The 18,848-nt window shown below is 31.5% G+C and carries 15 protein-coding genes; 8 read left to right on the plus strand and 7 right to left on the minus strand.

Translation table 11 applies throughout. The features are described 5' to 3' along the window. Positions 1-12 precede the first annotated feature (12 nt). From AC1DS7_RS00960 to AC1DS7_RS00975, 4 genes are all read right to left on the minus strand, one after another. Positions 13-1,032, minus strand: coding sequence for an ABC transporter permease (locus AC1DS7_RS00960; RefSeq protein ID WP_016101965.1), 1,020 nt, complete (start codon positions 1,030-1,032; stop codon positions 13-15). Continuing rightward, on the minus strand, positions 1,029-1,754 hold the full coding sequence (locus AC1DS7_RS00965) for an ABC transporter ATP-binding protein (protein ID WP_002032219.1): 726 nt from the start codon (positions 1,752-1,754) through the stop codon (positions 1,029-1,031). Before AC1DS7_RS00965 ends, AC1DS7_RS00960 begins: the two co-directional genes overlap by 4 nt. A gap of 184 nt (positions 1,755-1,938) precedes the next feature. Beyond that, a complete protein-coding gene (locus AC1DS7_RS00970; protein ID WP_016101967.1) occupies positions 1,939-2,190 on the minus strand; it encodes a hypothetical protein in 252 nt (83 codons plus the stop codon). A gap of 216 nt (positions 2,191-2,406) precedes the next feature. Next, positions 2,407-3,249, minus strand: coding sequence for a metallophosphoesterase (locus AC1DS7_RS00975; RefSeq protein ID WP_016101968.1), 843 nt, complete (start codon positions 3,247-3,249; stop codon positions 2,407-2,409). Positions 3,250-3,849: 600 nt separating this feature from the next. Here AC1DS7_RS00975 and AC1DS7_RS00980 point away from each other — a divergent pair. Both AC1DS7_RS00980 and AC1DS7_RS00985 read left to right on the plus strand, forming a co-directional pair. Further along, positions 3,850-4,419 (plus strand): hypothetical protein, encoded by a 570-nt coding sequence (locus tag AC1DS7_RS00980; protein WP_016101969.1) that lies wholly within the window; start codon positions 3,850-3,852, stop codon positions 4,417-4,419. A 422-nt stretch (positions 4,420-4,841) separates the two neighbouring features. Further along, a complete protein-coding gene (locus AC1DS7_RS00985; RefSeq protein WP_002189656.1) occupies positions 4,842-6,257 on the plus strand; it encodes a phosphatidylinositol-specific phospholipase C in 1,416 nt (471 codons plus the stop codon). A gap of 153 nt (positions 6,258-6,410) precedes the next feature. Here the strand turns inward: AC1DS7_RS00985 and AC1DS7_RS00990 are convergent, their stop codons facing one another. Together AC1DS7_RS00990 and AC1DS7_RS00995 are read right to left on the minus strand one after the other, a co-directional pair. Continuing rightward, positions 6,411-7,787, minus strand: coding sequence for a lytic polysaccharide monooxygenase (locus tag AC1DS7_RS00990; RefSeq protein ID WP_476998695.1), 1,377 nt, complete (start codon positions 7,785-7,787; stop codon positions 6,411-6,413). Positions 7,788-8,075: 288 nt separating this feature from the next. Next, complete coding sequence (locus tag AC1DS7_RS00995) at positions 8,076-8,651, minus strand: TetR/AcrR family transcriptional regulator (RefSeq protein ID WP_002016995.1); 576 nt, start codon at positions 8,649-8,651, stop codon at positions 8,076-8,078. Between the two features lie 147 nt (positions 8,652-8,798). On the opposite strand from AC1DS7_RS00995, the gene AC1DS7_RS01000 reads away from it, so the two are divergent. Continuing rightward, positions 8,799-9,923, plus strand: a complete 1,125-nt coding sequence (locus AC1DS7_RS01000; protein ID WP_476998696.1) for an alpha/beta fold hydrolase — start codon at positions 8,799-8,801, stop codon at positions 9,921-9,923. Positions 9,924-10,105: 182 nt separating this feature from the next. Here AC1DS7_RS01000 and AC1DS7_RS01005 read toward each other — a convergent pair whose 3' ends face one another. Next, a complete protein-coding gene (locus tag AC1DS7_RS01005; RefSeq protein ID WP_016101972.1) occupies positions 10,106-10,399 on the minus strand; it encodes an ArsR/SmtB family transcription factor in 294 nt (97 codons plus the stop codon). 445 nt (positions 10,400-10,844) lie between these two features. On the opposite strand from AC1DS7_RS01005, the gene AC1DS7_RS01010 reads away from it, so the two are divergent. The 5 genes from AC1DS7_RS01010 to AC1DS7_RS01030 all read left to right on the plus strand — a co-directional run bounded on the left by AC1DS7_RS01010 (position 10,845) and on the right by AC1DS7_RS01030 (position 18,475). Next, on the plus strand, positions 10,845-11,168 hold the full coding sequence (locus AC1DS7_RS01010; protein WP_002127477.1) for a hypothetical protein: 324 nt from the start codon (positions 10,845-10,847) through the stop codon (positions 11,166-11,168). 1,690 nt (positions 11,169-12,858) lie between these two features. Then, positions 12,859-13,902, plus strand: coding sequence for a Fic family protein (locus tag AC1DS7_RS01015; protein ID WP_016101973.1), 1,044 nt, complete (start codon positions 12,859-12,861; stop codon positions 13,900-13,902). An 850-nt stretch (positions 13,903-14,752) separates the two neighbouring features. After that, on the plus strand, positions 14,753-16,261 hold the full coding sequence (locus tag AC1DS7_RS01020) for a spore germination protein (RefSeq protein WP_002085466.1): 1,509 nt from the start codon (positions 14,753-14,755) through the stop codon (positions 16,259-16,261). Further along, on the plus strand, positions 16,248-17,351 hold the full coding sequence (locus AC1DS7_RS01025) for a GerAB/ArcD/ProY family transporter (RefSeq protein WP_016101974.1): 1,104 nt from the start codon (positions 16,248-16,250) through the stop codon (positions 17,349-17,351). Before AC1DS7_RS01020 ends, AC1DS7_RS01025 begins: the two co-directional genes overlap by 14 nt. Continuing rightward, positions 17,348-18,475: a Ger(x)C family spore germination protein gene (locus AC1DS7_RS01030; protein WP_476998697.1), complete on the plus strand. Its 1,128-nt coding sequence runs from the start codon at positions 17,348-17,350 to the stop codon at positions 18,473-18,475. Before AC1DS7_RS01025 ends, AC1DS7_RS01030 begins: the two co-directional genes overlap by 4 nt. Positions 18,476-18,848 lie beyond the last annotated feature (373 nt).

Below are 18,848 nucleotides of genomic sequence, written 5' to 3' on the forward strand. Positions count from 1 at the left end.
TTTTTATCATCATTATATTTTGCGATGTTTCTTTAATGCAAATACATTTCCTACTGCAAATAATAGTGAAAAAAGTAGTAATACAGTAAGATCTAATGCAATCTCTGTAAACCCTTGATTCCGAATCATTACTTGTCTCATAGCGTCAGCACCATATGTGAGTGGAAATAATTTACCTAACATTTGTAACCATGTATTCATGGATTCCATTGGAAACAACCCAGAAAAGAAAACTTGTGGCACGATAACAAGCGGTATAAATTGAATCATTTGAAATTCATTATTTGCGTATGCCGATAAAAATGTGCCTAATGTTAGTGCAGTTAAAGAAAGCATACATGTTATAAGTAGCGTTAGCCATATTGAGCCAGCTACATATAAATCTAAAATATAAACTGAAAAACTTACAATTATAATAGATTGTATAAATGCAAAGATTCCAAAACCAATAATATATCCTACAACTATTTCCCATCTTCTCACTGGTGTGGACAATAATCTCTCTAATGTACCACTTAAACGTTCTCTTACAAAAGATACTCCGGACAATATAAATACAAAGAAAAATGTAAAGAAACCAATTAATACGGGACCAAGCCCATCAAACATCGTAATGTCTTTAGAGCCATGTAAATAATCCACTTCAGGCTTCATCATTGATACATTATTCTTCTCTGTACTCTTTTGCAATACTTGAAGTACCGCACGGTTTTTTGATGAATCACTGCCTTCTAATAGAAGATTCATTTTTCCATTTTCTAAATGAATTACTGCATCTACCTTTTGCTTTTCTAATTCCGAAATTGCTTTGTCTTTACTATATTCATAAATTGATGCTTCTTGATTTTTCATTGCTTTTACTATAGGAGCAGGTACATCGACTACAGCAATATGCGGTATATAGTCTTTTTGTGTAAATATTAGCGATAATAACCAAAGTAATAACATTGGTGCCCCAAACATCATTGCTAAAGAACGCTTATCTCGAAAAAATTGACGAATGATACGGATGACTACACCATTAACTCTCATGATTCAATCACTCCTTCTAACATAAAGACATCTTCAATTCGTCCAGAAGATGTTTGTTTTTTCAATTCCTCCGGTGTGCCAATCGCAACTAAATTCCCTTCTCTAATTAGCCCTAGACGTTCGCAAAACTCAGCTTCATCCATAATGTGCGTTGTTACAATAATAGTTGTTCCTTTCTTTTTAAGGTCATAAAACTTCTCCCAAATCGATTTTCGAAGTAGAGGATCTATCCCAACTGTTGGCTCATCTAAAATTAATATTTCTGGTTCATGAAGGAGTGCTATCGCCAATGATAAACGTTTTTTCATTCCACCTGAAAAATGCTGTACTTGCTTTTTCATATGCTCTGATAATTGCACAAGTTCAAAAACTTCTACGATTCTCTCTTTCTTACGCTTACCTTTTAACCCATACATCGTTGCAATAAAATCTGCATTTTCATATGCCGATAGTTCTTCGTATAATGCATCAGCCTGAGCCATATAACCAATTCTTTTCATTTCATTTAGATTAGGCATGTTTGTATTAAAAACAATTACATCCCCTGTAGTTGACTCATTAATACCTGCAATCATTTTAATGAGTGTTGTTTTCCCTGATCCGGAAGGTCCAACCAAGCCAAAAATTTCTGCTTTTTCTACTTGCAGCGAAAGGTTATGCAAAACTTCTTTTTTCCCAAAACTTTTTGATACATCTCGTAAAATAATTGAAGGTTGCTGCACTAAAAATCCCCCTTTTCTTTAAAGTGAGTGAGTACTCACTTTTATTTTACTCTCGAATTATTATATGTCAAACTTTTCAAATATATATTTTTTCTGTTATTTACTAAATCAATGAAACAGAGTCGACATTAGAATATCTTTTCTTAAAGTCGACTCTGTTTCATTGTAAATTATTCGATTTTTGTTATGTTTTTAAATTTAAATACCTTCTAATTCTAGCAACATCTAAAGAATATTCGATAACTATTTGCTGTATTGGTAATATAATCGTTTCCGGATATAAATGTGCATATTGTAACGTTTCTGCATACTTTTCCAACCGTTTTTCTAAATATTTTACAATTTGCTCAGGATGACTTACTAATAAAGACGTACTATAATAATGAATTTGCTCCTCAATCGCCGTATATTCTTCAATTTCAAATTCTTTATGCATTTGTACACCCCTTTATATTTTTAATATTGCTTAATAATAACTATTTTAACTCGACTAATTTTTAAGTTTTTTSATTATTTACACTATAACAAACTCAATAGGTCAAATTTTGTTACTTTATGTAACGTTGAAAAATTTTAACAAAATTGTAATGGAAACTTGTACTCAAGAAAAACTACCTTTAAATTATTCTCCTGAACAAAAAAGCCGTACAGATTAATTTAACTGCACGACTACAATCTCAGGTCTATTAAAAACTCTTTGCGGAATGATACTATTGCCTAATCCTCTACTAACTATCATAGACGTATTTTGTTGTTCATATAAACCCGCTGTATATTTGGGCAGTATTCCTTGATTAGGAGCAACTAATCCCCCGATAAAAGGTAACCGAACTTGCCCCCCATGTGCATGACCCGATAACACTAAATCTACTTGCTCATCAGCATATGCTTCTAAAAATTCAGGCCTATGGGATAATAATACATTATACCTATCTGGCTGCGTCTCAATTTTTGCTTTTACAATTGCATCTTTTACAATACTTCCTTCATCAATATCTCCAGTATTAAATTCGGGATCATCAATTCCTAACAAGTTTATTTCGTGTCCTCCCTTTTGTATTATTACATGTTCATTTCTTAAAACAGTGACATGCTGTTTCTTTAATTTTTTTTCTAAACTGTTATATTTTCCTGACCATTTTTCATGATTTCCTGTCACAAAATATACCGGATATTCCTTTACAAGTTCTCGTATTACTTGCATACTAATTTCTGCATCGTACGATTTACTGTCTATTAAATCACCCGTAATAGCAATAATATCTGGATTTATGCTTTTTACTTTTTGAATTAAAACGTCTTGATTATCACCAAATTTTTTATCATGTAAATCTGAAATTTGTAGTATTTTATATCCTTTAAAAGAAGAGGGAATTTTACTAGAGGTTATTTTAACCTCAGTTATACTTATTAAATTGTTTTGTAAATATAAAAAGATACTAATGCCTACTAATATACCAATAATTAATATGATTCTTTTAGTCTTCTTGTTCATAGTTCCTCCTAAAATCTTGATCAGTACTACAGTTCACAATAAATATTACGTGCCCTTCGCATTCAGAATAACTGAAATTTTTTAATTGATTTGTAGTATTTGTTATAGTTTTATACGCCACTTATAAAATTTTTCAATCGCATGCGTGTATGATGTCATGCTCATTTTTCAGTAATTTTATAGCAGATCACTGGAATCTCTTCATAATATTAACATTTATCTTACTTAGTTTGATAACTATATCATGATAATTCCTATAGTTTTTTATAAAAATATTGTGTACTTTTCTCGAAGTATATACGACATTTGATTACAAATATATTATTACCACTACGATTTTAATTTGTTTAAAGCGTACAAAGAGAGAATTGAAACACTAAATTGCCTTATGAAAAGGTATTACTGTATTATTTGTTAGAAAATTGAAAAAACATGTGTAGATAGCTATCATTGTAAGTGCATATATAATTAACTTTAATTTTCTGACATAATTTCACATAATTCTTAAACTAGTTTTTTGCGTGCATTATGAAATAAAATATTGCCCCGTGTCAGTCTTTAAAAGATTATATATCATAACTTAAAAGGAGGAAGAAAACTATGAAGAAGAAAAGAAAAGTCATTATGACGACTGCGCTTGCAGCTACATTAGCTACAGGTGCACTACCTACTACATCGGTGTTTGCTGCAGAAAAAGAGGCTCCTATCCAACAAAAAGAAGCTCAAATGAGTATTCAACCATTTGCACAAAATAATTTAGAAACAGCGGTTAACGCTGCCTTAAATGGTCCAGAAGTCAAAAAAATAAAAGTATTTGAGCATGAGTTTAATGTAAAAGAAATAGAAGTAGTAAATCTAGGTGGCGGTAAAACATATGTTAAGGGACAAATTTCTCATCATTTAAGTTTTCGTCCAGATGATCAATTTTATTATGAGTTTACAGTGCAAGATGGAAAGGTAATAGATAAGCCTGTATTTAATATTGATAGAGGTGGTTGGACACCTTTTGCCGCTCCACTTTTATCAATTCTTGCTGCGTATAATGGGATTCCAGTTAATCCAAATGATTTAAATGCACTTGGTCAACAGATTGGAAAAGTGATAGATGGAAGCTGGGAACATGCAGCCCAATCTATCGCAACTGTAGTTAGTTTAAGTTTTAATGAGTAGAATTTCTTAATTTTTGTTAGCCTAACAGAGTCCCATTTTTCATAAGTAACCTTGTTATAAAAAATTCTGAAACAGCTATAAATAGATTTTTACCACTCAAGTCACATTATCTTGATTTGTTAACCACCTTATCATTCATTATATGTCACAAAATAGAAGTCTTTTTTAAGACTTCTGTTTTGTTTGTATACAGTACAGCGGAAAGTTTGTTTTTTACCTATCTATGCTTCAATACTTTAAGAATCCGTTTGACTATTAGATACAATTTATTACAACAAACTATTAAAATCTCAAATAACTTCATACCCTATTTTGATTTTTTCAAACACAAAAATTCATTACTTTAAGAATGAAAACAATAGATGTAGTAAAAAATCATCTTGTTTTATTATATCTATTGTTTAAAAGTCAGGAGAGATAAAATGAACAAAATAAAAATGAGGAATTTTTTTAAAATTAGTATCCTTACTTGTTTCACACTAGCAAGTTTAAGTACACCATCTACTATTTTTGCTGATAGTCATCCAGGTTATTCCTATGAATCCAATATAGGCTATCAAAACCCAGCATGGATGTCGAAAGTAGCAGATTCAACAAAATTGAGTGAAATATCTATTCCAGGGACTCACGGTACAATGGCTTTACATGGAGCAAGTTTTCTTGATGAAAATTTGACAAGAAATCAAACTATGAGTCTACCACAACAATTAAATTCCGGAATTCGATATGTAGATATGCGTGTTAAACGTGTAAAAGATTCTTTTGCAATGTACCATGGGATTGTAAATCAAAAAGCAATGTTTGAAGATGTATTAAAAGAGGCAATTCAATTTTTAAAAGATCATCCTACAGAAACAATTTTAATGCGCTTAAAAGAAGAAACTACTCCTGAAAGTGGCTCACTATCATTCGAGGAAATACTTAATAAATACAAAGACCTTAATTCTTCCTATTTTTGGGATCCGAGTTCTGTACCAACTTCAAAAAGAAATAACCCTACTCTAGGAGACATCCGAGGGAAAATTGTAATCTTACAAAACTTTACAGCCTCTCAGCAATATGGTATTAATTACGATAGCTTAAATATACAAGATACATTTGAAATTGAAAACGGACCAGACGGAATGTATGAAAAATGGAATGCGGTGAGAACCCAACTTCAAAATGCAAATAATAATTTTAACAATGATAAAATCTATCTTAACCATTTTAGTGGCACAGGTGGTGCTGCTGCATTATTAAATAATGTTTATCCTTGGTTTGTTGCAAGTGGTAAAGAGAGCAGAAATACTGATAGTAACCCCAAGATGATTCAAAAAGCTACAACTAATGCGTGGGAAGATTTCCCTCGTGATATAAATGGTCAAGTATTTTATGGTGGAATGAATACACTTGGGACCGAGCTCTTGCAACAAGGTGGAATTAAACATTCTGGTATTATCGCAGCTGATTTTCCTGGTCCAGGTTTAATTGATAGTATCATTAAATTAAATGGTATACATTCGAATGAAAAAGAAATATTAATTTCGCAAATTTCATCCGAATCTAGCCCTTTATCCGGACAACAAAATCGATCCAGTCAAAACTTTAAAATTGATAGTTTACCTGTAGGTACTAAGGAATTAAAATGGATTATTGAGCCTTCAGAAAAAGATCATCCTTCTTCTATCTCTTTCAATGTAATGATTGACGTTTCCCTAGGTACAGATTCTACTCGTTGGAAAAATATTTCACATGGATCTAGGACTGAAGCTTATACGAATACTAAATATTATATTGCAAGCCCACTTGGTGCCACTAACAAATTTACAGTGAAAATATACGCTATTACAAATTAAAAAATAAAGAATCCCAATGGAATTCCTTTTTGATGGAATACCATTGGGGTTCTTTAATAATTTCATTTCGTATATATTGGGATGAAGAGTAAAAATTGCACCCCTGTTCCGGTATTGCACATAGAATAAGTGATAACTACCCTTTTCCACTGATCATTTATTTAAAACTGGCTTCCAAAGCGATAGTGCAAAAATCCAATTTGGATCGCCGTTCCCTTGATAACTTTGAATCGCTTCATACACTTTTCCCTCATGTACTACTTTATCACCTTTATTGTATGCTTTTCTTGCATCCCATTTTTCATAAGTAGAGTCCTCTAGTTTTGTTGCTACAGTTAAAACATCACTTCTACTAGACTCATTTCCAGCTAAATCAACCGCCGTCACTACATATTTATACGATGTATTAGTTTTTAAATCTTTATCCATAAAGGATGTATTATCCGCTGTCCCAATTTTATTCATAACCCCAGTGCTTTCTCTATATACAACATAATGATCAACACCTACATTATCTTCAGACGCACTCCACATCAAATCAACAGTTGTCGCTGTTGTACCCATACTATGTAATCCTTTTGGTTGAGTCGGAGCCTCTTTATCTGGAGTTTCATTTGTTGTCTTAACCTTTAGTTTTTCACTTTCTTTTGATATGTTTCCAGCAGCGTCTAATGCCTTTATTGTATAGGTATATTCCGTATTTGCTTTTAGTTTTTTATCAGTAAAAGTTGTACCTGGTACCGTACCAATTACTTCTCCATTACGTAACACTTGATATTCTTTTACGCCTATATTATCATTTGAGGCCTTCCATGTTAGTTCAACACTATTGGCAGAAACTTTAGACGCATTTAATCCAGTTGGTTGACTTGGAGCTACTGTATCGGGAGCTTCATTATTTACTAGATTTACATCAATTACATTATAAAACGCATTTGACGTATCTGCTACATCCCATACAGCTAAAATAACATGATAACCATTGCGATCAGTTGGTACATTAATTGTATGTGTTAAATTATTTGATGCTGCCGAACCGTCATGTTTCACAGTTCCAATTGGTTCTAATTCAGCACGTGTTAATGGTTTATTAGGATMCCATCCCTTTTTGGTAATGTAATAATGCCATTTACTTGTAGAATGTGCCGCTGTGTATTTCCATGTAAATGTATTTGCTCCCCCCTTTATTGTGTTTTTGAACCAGCGATTTGATGTTTGTTGGTCAAGAATCCCTCCAAACAGTCCTCCTGCCGAAGCGATTTTCCCATCAATCGGTCCACCATCTGGGAATCCTTTAGGTGCTTCTAGACTTTGAGGCTCGTACATGACATTTCCACAATTTAAATTTAATGCTCCATAATTCTGACTACATAAAGCAGCACGACTACTCGGCTTTTCAACAAACCCATGTGCATATGCACTTTGAGGAATCATTGTAATTGCCGTCACCCCTACAGCTAAAACACAAGCACCAATTCCTTTTTTAGTTTTTCTTAATCTTTCTAACTTAGATGTTAATTTCAAATTCATACTTGTCCCCCCAATATATTGTTTATGCTAATATAATAGCAATATAGGGATAAACGAACAAATCACCTACTAATATATTAATAGTTCAATAACATAAACACATTTAGTTTATTTATTAACCTGATATGGGGCTAAATTAAGCAAATTAATTCTATTTTGTAACATTATGTAGTAAAGAGTTTATAAAAAACCAATAAAGATTCACAAAAAATCCAAATATCGATTACTTAATTTTTTACAACCACACCCCACACGATAACTACATTATTAAGCAGGTTTCATGATTTATTACATTCTCTCGCCACCTGACAAAATCAGATCAAAAACATATCCCTGCATATTATCGATTAGTTCAACCACATCTGGATTTTTATCGTTGCTCAGCGACCAATTGATTGACACCATTGCGTTTGCTGTATACAACTGAGCTACAAAGTCAATCGGCACACTTACTTCAACCTGCTGCTCTTTCAAATAGGAATAGCAGGCATTATATAAAATGGATTCTAATTCTAAACGTAAATCCGCTGAGGGAACACGTACATGGAGTAAAGTTGCAATCTCTTTTTTTCGCGCTGAGATCTTATCGGTTATCATATTAATAGCTTGAGCCACATTTCCATTCTCTATTAATGCGAAACGAAATTCAATTTCTTCCTTGAACCAGCAGACATAATTTTGCACTAATTTTTCCAAAAGATCATATTTATCTGCAAAATGGCTGTAAAATGTGGACTTACTCACCATAGCATGTATGCAAATATCTTTAGTTGTAATTCGCCCAAACTCTTTTTCGTTCAAGAGGGTAATAAGTGTATTAGAAATATTTTTCTTCGTTTTATAAACGCGAACATCCTCTCCCATTAATAATCAATCTCCTTCCCAAAGTTGCTTATCAAACCATTTATATCCTTATGGTTCGATTTCGTACTTCTTACCCTTTCCTGCTTGTTGTTTCTTTAATATACTTCTCTTATCCTTACCTTGTAGTCAAATATAAGGAGGGATTTTATGTTTAAACAGTATGTAAACAACGAACAGTTCAATTTGCAAATTAACCGTTTTTTCAACGATTTCTATCAAGACGATGAGCGGGTAAATCAGGATTTGCAAGCCATCATCCCAAGACTTACAGACACGGACAGCTGGTATAACACTTGGATAGAATATGCAGCAATGCGGGAGCATCAGAAAGACTTCGATCTGGCTTCGGTTTATTATCAGGCTGCCGAGTTTTATATGGAATCATCCGATCCAAAAAAAGAAAAAGTGTACCAAAAATACCGTGAAACTTTTTATAAGGGCTTTCATGACTTTGAGTATGAAACCTATCAAATTCCTTATGAAGATTCCTATCTTCCTGCAATCAAATTCATGACACCAGGCGCATGTAATACACTACTTTTCTTTGGAGGCTACGATTCCTACATGGAGGAAATAATGAAGATGATGAACTACCTCATAGGAATCAATTATAATATTATAGTTTTTGATGGACCTGGACAAGGAACAGCACTGAAAAACGGCTTAAAATTCATCCACAACTGGGAGAAGCCCGTTTCCACAGTCATTGACTATTTCAAACTTGACCGTGTTAGTATTCTCGGAGCTTCTTGGGGCGGCTACTTGGCAATGCGTGCCGCCGCTTTTGAAAAACGAATCGACAAAGTCATCGCCTTTAATATTTTTTATAGTGGCCTTGATGCACTCAAGATGCGCATGACGGATAATATCTGGAATAAATTGACCACGCTTCTGGCTACTAATGAAGCTGACAAAATTAATACCATGTTTAAACAAATGATGGCCACCAGCATCGACCTGAACTGGAAAGTTAAAAAAGGTATGGAAAATACAGGTGAAAAAACGCCATTTAACTTACTTAAAAACTTTGAAAAACATACGATGGCAGGAATCGGTCAGTTCATAAATCAAGAAGTATTGCTCCTGGCTGGTGAAGACGATCAGTACGTTCCAATTAGCCGATTACCGCAAATCGAATCGGAGCTATGTAATGCAGCCTCCATCACTTCTGTAGTTTTCACTAAGAAAACTGGTGGTGAACAACATTGTCAGGCTGGTCATCGTCACTTAGCTTTTGATGAAATTAAAAGATTTTTGCGACATAACTTCTAGTGAATAATATCAAGCATTTTAGCACTTTCAAAATTTTTCATATACTAACACATTAGAACATGGTGACTATCGTGACACTCCTCAAAAAAACTGATATTTTGTCATAAAAGAAATCCCCCACTTATTTGTGGGGGGATTATTCTGTGCTTTACTTATAATGATATGTGTGAAGTTTTGTTTATTTACAAACCTAAAATCCCTACAATCTGACTCGCCTTTAAATTAGTAATATAATTGTACATCTCTAAGCCTTTTCTTTCAGCCTTTAGCACCTTGCCTCTCATTTTCGATAAATGTTGGGAAACAGTAGATTGTGGAATTTTTAAAAACTCCGTCAATTGTGTAACATTACATTTTTTATACTGAATTAACTCGTTTATAATTTGCAATCGAATTGGATGTGCCATTATTTTTAACATATCTACATCCTCTTCAGTTATTACACTCTTTTTCATTTCACTTTTATACATTGTCATAAGAAATTCTCCTTTATTATCCGTGCATTTCCGCACGTCTTTTAATTAGAAGTATATTCTAAAATTATTACGGTTTAATATTCTTACTTTTTGGTATATTGAAGTTTATATTTTCAAAATAATATAATTCCAGAAACGCCTTACACACATATTGTAAAATTCCAATATGCGATTCATATGAACTTAATATACGGTTTAAATGAATCTCACTTCACTATGGAGACACTGTTGAAACTTTACTTCAATAACTCTGTAGGAAACTTATAAACAACTAAAAAAGGACACACCTATAGCATATGTATGCGTAGGTGTGTCCTTTTCTAAGATAAATTTTAGAGTATTAACTTCTTTTTATCACATCGTATAAGATAACTATTTAAATTTCAAAATATATAGTATAGAATAGGAACATCCGCTATATTTATGTATGAAAGGATTTTCGGAAATGGACTTGTTGCAAATCAAGAAAATGGAAAATTTAATTTGGACTATTGAACATAGTAGTGACCTCTCAAAAAGGTTTTACATAATAAAATTTTTTGATAGAGAAAATACAATTAAGCCAATTGAAACATTAGAATTTGGAAATAGAAATATCGACAAATTTGAATGGGTGTTTATTAATATATTTCCAAGGGTAGTAACAACTTATGTCCCTTCCACTGGAAGGAAACCTGATGAATCATTAATAGATACAACTAGAGAAAACAGTAAAGAATCACTTATTTTACAAGGAATACGAACTTACACCAAGTTTTGGTCATGTTAACCCCCACCCTTCTATAGCAGCAAATATAATTTTGCATAAAATGTGTTTTTTTGAGTTAAGGTGAATTCTATATGTAAATTCTTCTGAGAGTTTCATTCACATTGTATTGTTCGTTATTTGAAGAACAAGGAGTTTTTTATAATATACGATATATCAATTTTTAAAATGTATGCTTATACTTATTTTTTTAGGCATTTTATTCTCTTAAGAGCATCCACGCAAATACATGCTCTTAAGAAAATAAAAGTAGTACGCATGAGATTGAATGAATATTAAATAAAACACTTTGGATCTGGAACTTACCTTACACTTTGTTTTATATACATAAAAGAAGAGTAGAATATCCTTTTTTATTTTTAGATTTGCCTACTAACACTTCAAACAATCTATCAGGACGTTAAGTAGTGAATAGTTCAATTTAAGGGGATTGTTTTAGTCTCTACTAATTTAGCAGAAAATTCAGTTCCACATTTAACCTTTTTAAATTCTAGATGATTAAATCCTTGATTAGCGCCTCATCGGTTGAATCAAAAAAGGGATGCACTTTAATACACCTAGTCCAACAAACGTAAATATTACTCCTACCAAATCAAACAAAAAAATTTGAGTAGCCCCCTATTTATTGCACTAATTATAACTAGAGCTAGCCCTTTCCTTTTCTTTAAATTCCTACTTTAACTAGAACATACGGACGTTAAGTGATATGAATTCATTTTATAATGGGGGAATTTTTCACCTTTTCTAAACAACTTATTATATTATTTTTATCTAATAAGGCACAGAAACAAATTAAAAAACTTTAGTGCTCCTGAAAATCTCTCTTGAGGAAAAACGTTTTTAGGGTGAAACGTTTTTCAGGGTACTTTTATACTGACTCTTTTCCTTAAAATGTTTCTGTACCTAATATTTAAATTAACTTATGTCAAAATATTTCGCAATACAAGCGCTAAATGCTACATGGATATATAGAAAATGACACTTTTTATGAGCATACCCCATCAAATACTTATATTAAATATAGAAAAGTTACCTTACTATTATTAAATTTGTTAAATTAAATAATGAAAATGGAGAATACTAACTTTATAATTGTCACAATTTAATTTATATATCTACTCTTTTATTACTCGTAAAAATCATTTGATAATTCCTTCAATATTAATTTATGAAATGCAGAGACCATCTAAAGCAACAATTTTCTTACATTAGATTGTTTTTCTATTTAATTTATTTTGTCGAAAAAAGTCGATATTTTCATATTTTTTTCATTTAATTATTGTACATTTGCACATTTAATGTTAGGATTATGCCTATTCAAATTAGATCCTATTGATTCCTCTTTAAGATTTCTTTATTTTATTTGTGAAAATTAGTTACTTTCTAGTAAATTCCCAGCAATAATACAGCAAACTACACTAATAATAATTCTAAAATTATATTTTCATCTCGTAAATTCATAAAAAGGAATTTAAGTCAAACTATATTTTCTATCTGTGTATATTCATTTTTTATTCAAACATGATTAATCATAAGTTCTAACTCGTTAATCAAATTTAAATAACAATTTTGATTCTAAAATAAGTTCAAAATCAAAATAAATATATTGTTATTTCAAAATAATGTTGTAAACTATCTTTAGAATGGAAAGATTTATGTAACAGCATGTTAAGGGGTTACAGGGGGAATAAAAATGAGAAATTTTTTCGATGACAAGTATAAAAATATTGAATTAAAAAGGAGACTATTAAATATAATCAGTGAAATTAGTGAATTAAAAGGAAAATTAGCTGCTTATCAGGAACAAAATCCTGATATATTTACTAGCTTAGAAAAAACCATACCACTTCATTACATAAAAAACTTTACTACTACCTATGAAGATATAAAAGTCCCAAATAAAAGATTAAAAGAACTTATTTTAGATGATATAGTACCTAAAAATATTTCGGAAGATGCTATCTTTTGTTTTTATCAAACACTTACTTTTGTACATAAGAATTCCTGTGATTTATTAATCAATCCAGAGACTATACAGGAATTACATTTTCAATTAATACATTACATTACCTCTGACAGTGCCAAATGGCGCGAAAAACCGTTTACTATTCCAGGTATTCCTGAAAACGGAATGCACTTAAATAGTTACCGCATTCTTCCACATGAGCTTATTCCACAAGTAATGGAACAATTATGTGATCAATATAACTCATTAAATTCTAGTAAGGGCCATCATTCACTTTTATTAATAGCTCGTTTTATATTTAATTTTTATTGCATAGTCCCTTTTAATCAGGGGAACGGCAGATTGGCACTTATGTTAATGCAATTGCTATTAATTAAGAGTGGAAATACATTTGTAAAATATGTATGTCTGGATAAATACATTAAGAAAAATGAATCTGAATATTACAATTCGATTTATAAATCTTCGGTAAATTGGTACTGCGAGGAACATAATAGTAGCTTTTGGTTAAAAACGTTTTTAACTATTATATTAGAGGCGTACAAAGATCTTCATAATACAGTTCTAGATTCTATATGTAAGCATACTAAAGTGGAGAGAATTCAGAATTTTATCCTTAAACAAAAACAACCCTTTACTAAGGAGTGTATTCGTAACACATATCCAGACATAGCAGAGAGTACAATCAGTAAGGCTTTAAATTCCTTGCAATTGTTTGGCCATATTAAGCTAGTGACAAAAGGAAGAAATGCTAGTTGGATTAAAGTTTAACTATACTTGTAAAACACTTACAGTTCAAAAAAGAAAATTATAACTTTATCATTTAAATTCATGCCTTTGGACTCTTATTCATTGAATTTCACTTTAATATATTAAGCTATTATTACTAATTTAGTTATTTCTAATTCCTACAAAACACAAAACGGTTTATAGGAATATTTGTCGAAAAAAGTCGCATTTTAATATTTTTTCTTTATTTTCTGGTTGTAAACGTTTCATTTTCGTGTTACCATCTTAATCAAACAATAGATGGTAATAAAAATGAAAATATTTCTTTCCCTTAGAAACATATAAACGTACGGTCATATCAAGAAAATAAGGCCAAAGAAATATTTGATACCTATCCAAATTACCAATAGGAATTTTGCCGCATTAACTTTCTGTTATTTCAGAATAAAACTTCACATTTTGTCCCTAAACAAAATTTGTTAGCGTGCAAAATTCAAATACACTAAAACACCCAAATAAATGAAATGTCCTTTTTTATTGAGCATTGAGGTATGAAAAAATAATTCTTCCTACAAAATTCAGCTGAGTAACATAAAGACATCTAAATTACTACCTTTATCGCCATCTATTGTTGACAACATATTTACCAACTATTAAAAAGAACCTATCAAGGGTTCTTTTTTATTATAATCATTCAAATTTCACTTCTATCTTGATACTTAGATTTCTACACAAATTACATCTACTTTTTTACTCTCAATTATTGAATTTATAATATAGTACTTCTATTTTAGTAATTCTTGATCTCAATTCGTTTAAATTAGTGAATAAAATTCAAACATATAAAAATAATAACTACAACTAATCGTTATATATTAAAGAGGTGTCAATTTTGTCCTTAAATGAAAAGACCCTAGAAACAAAGACAGATAAAACCATTGAAAAAATCCAAACAAGTAACTTAAAAGAACTTAAAAATACATTAGATAACATCTTTGATATTAGTGCAGATTTGATTGAACATCCTTTGCAATTAAAAACAAACACGAATATTTTACTGTATTATTTTGAAGGCCTTACAGATGGTGTTGCATTAAAAGGAAATGTTGTTACACCATTATTACAAGAAGTGAATGAAGACAGTCAAATATTTAATTCTAATATTATTGCTACTCATACCAAAATAGTATATACGTGGAATGAAATTAAAGAAGGATTACTTGAGGGACAATGTGTACTGTTTATGGAAGGAGAAAAGAGGTCCCTTCTAATAAATACAAAAGGCTGGGCAGAAAGAGCGATTCAAGAACCTATTTCAGAAGTTACTATTAAAGGCTCACATGATGGGTTTATTGAGAATGCCACAAAAAACATAGGCTTAATTCGTCGATATATTCCTTCTACTGAATTGAAAATTAAAAAAATGACAATTGGAGAACGCGCCACTTCTTTAGTCTATCTAATTTACTTAGGGGATGTAGCAAACGAAGATGTGGTCCAAGAAATAGAAACTAGAATCTGTAAAATTAAAACGGATGCGGTATTGAGCATTGGAGAACTATCTAATTTTACAAAGGATCAAAATTGGACTCCTTTTCCACAGGCTTATTTAAGTGAACGCCCAGATGCCATTTCTAATCATATACTTGATGGAAAAGTAGCAGTGTTAATTGATAGATCTCCTGGTGCGATGATTGTCCCAATGAATTTAATTGGATTTTTTCAGACTCCAGATGATTATAATATACATTGGCTCATTGCATCATTTTTTCGCTTATTACGATTTGCAGGATTTATTATAGCTATTTTTTTACCCGCAATTTATATTGCTATAGTCTCTTTTCACTTTGAAATCATTCCTTTAGATCTATACACTTCTATTGCAACGTCAAGAGTTAAAGTCCCTTTCTCTCCTTTATTGGAAGCTTTTATAATGGAAATCACACTAGAAATGCTACGTGAAGCTGGTATTCGCTTACCACAACCAATTGGACAAACAATTGGAATTGTTGGAGGGATTGTAATTGGGCAGGCGGCTGTTCAAGCTGGTCTTGTGAGTAACGTTATGGTTATTATCGTATCTATTACCGCCATTGCATCATTTATTGTTTCTAATTATGATTTATCAAGTTGTATTCGGCTTATTCGTTTTCCAATGATGTTATTAGCCTATTTTTATGGGATTGTAGGTATTGTTAGTGGATTAATGCTCTTATTTGCTCATTTTGTTTCATTAACTTCCTATGGTTCACCATATGGATTGCCAATTGCACCATTTCGTCTCCAAGAGTTAAAAGATTCTTTTGTAAGATTTCCTATTTCCATGATCACCACCCGCTCGAGTACAGGACAGCCGGAACAAAAAAAGAAAAAAGAAGGTGGTTCGCATGGGGAATCTTAAATTTCAAAACATAACTTTATTTGAATTTATTGTTTTCATCCATTCACTGCAACTTGCATCAGGTATGTTAATTATGCCAAGCCCACTTGCTACTACCGCTGGCACAGATGGCTGGATTTCTATCATTCTGGGATGGATGGTTACTTCTATAATTGGCGTATTTATTGTATTAATGTTACAAAAAAGTCCTAGCAAAAATTTCTCACAGATTTTAAAAACATACTTTGGTAAATGGCTAGGAACAATTTTTCTTCTTTTATATGCCTTTTATCTATTTTTTGCTGGTTTTAATACTTTATTAAAGGCAACTGACATTATAAAAGTGTGGATATTCCCTTCCACTCCTGCTTATCAAATCGCCATATTATTACTATTGCCTTTTATTATTTTATCATTGAGTGGGATAAGGGCTCTTACTAGTTATTCTATGCTTGTTTTCTTCTTCACTGCTTGGATGCCACTATTTCTTCTGTTTTCATTAAAGAGTAACTACAATCCTTTACACCTACTACCTATTTTTAAAGATGGCATATCCCCTATTATAAAGGCAACAAAAGAAACAATTACCCCTTATGCTGGCTTAGAAATTGCATATTTTATTTATCCGTTCTTACAAAAAAAACAAAAAGCCATAAAAGGAATACTAATAGCGAATACTGGAACCATGTTTTTCTATCTATATGTGACTATTCTTTCTTATATATACTTTAGTCCGGAGGGAATAAAAGACGTAATTTGGCCAGTATTTCATTTGTTAAAAGGGGTTCGTTTTTCATTCATAGAACGATTAGAAATTATATATATCGCTTACTATTTGATTGTATTTTCTACTACAATATATCCGTATTTATTTTTCAGTTTTGAATCTGTGACCATTTTACTTCAAAAAAATGCTCGCAATTGGGTGCTCGTTAGTTTTATGTTTTTAATAGTCGGCTTATTTATTTTTCTAAATCCCGACGTGGATCAATATTTGTTTATATATTCTCTTATGGATATCTTAAATATCATTTTTTTTATTCTATTACCAATCTTTTTTTTCGCATACAGCATTCTTTTCACTTGGTTAACTAGGAGGAAACAACTTTGATTCGAAAATGGATATGGATTGTAACTTGTTGTGTATGTTTAATCGGTTGTAGTCAAAGAATCCCTCTTGAACAGGTTTCATTAATCCTGTTAATCGCCTTAGATAGAACTTCTAATGGAGACATAAAAGTGGGCACAAGCATACCACTCTTTCATCATAAACAGCAAAGAAGTACTATAGAGCAATGGACGCGGGCATCCACTGTATATAATGGATTCAGTAAAATAGATACGAAGTTAACGGGCTATATGACAGCCTCAAAAGCTGAAATCATTTTAATTGGGAAAAAATTGGCCCAAGAAGCAAATTGGATGCAGGAGCTTGATTCTTCTTACCGTGATCCTTACGCTACCATTAATGCTAAAGTAGTACTTGTTGATGGACCTGTAGAAGAAATTTTCACAATTAATAAGCCCGATAAACCATCACTACCATCTTACATAAGTAGTGTAATCGAATCCTCCATTCAAAATAATCAATCCGTTTCTTCCACGATTCAACAATTAATGAGAGAAAAAAATGAAGAAGGAATGACACAAGCTGTTCCAGTTATAAAAAAAACAAAGAATGAAATCGACACGGTAGGAATTGCACTTTTAGATCGACAAGGTAAATATTTAAGCCGTATCCCTAAAAAAAATGTTAAGTTCTTCAATCTTTTAAATAAGCCCAAAAATAAAGGCCGGATGATACTACACCTTGTGCTTCCACCTAAAAAATCCAGCCAAAAACCAAACACTTCTATATTAATACAGAATGCGACTAGGAAAATAGATGTTAATTTTCAAAAAGGAAAGTTTGTATTTAATTTCGATATAAACGCTAATGTAGCTGTAATAGAAAAAACTAACGCACATTTAATTAAGGAGCATTATGATAATAAAAAAAACATACATAATTTAGAAAATGAGGTTCAAAAAGAAATTAATAAKAAATTACAAAATATGTTGTATGAATTACAAAAGAATAAAATTGATCCTATCGGATTATCGTTATATGCTAGAGCTTTTCAATATAACGAGTGGAAAAAACTAAAAGGAGATTGGTTGCAAGCGTTAGCAGAGGCTAAAATAACTGTAAAAACACACGTCAAAATAAAAGATACTGGGACCATTAGAAATTAGATTAGCCTATTCTTTTATTTGACAGCATTTCTCAGTCGAATTTCCCTTCCTCAATAATTATGATATAAAAGACGCTAATTCAAAGAAAAATCTTTCGGTTAAATGCTAACCAATAGATTTTTCTTTTTTCTCTGACCAGTTCTTTTAAAAGGGCAACAATTTAACTACGGTAATCAAGTACAAGTTTCTAATTTAAGGGGTTTCGGCTTTTTGAGTTCGTTCGAATATCTTAGTTTTAGTTTTATGTACTTTGATAGAATAGATACACATCAGCATATTTGTGCTTAATTTTATCGTTTAATGCGGCTTTAATAAATCATTTTTAGTTTACATATCCCATACTGATAGCAATTGAATTTTATTATTTATCCCC

The organism is Bacillus sp. P4_E1 (assembly GCF_056401715.1).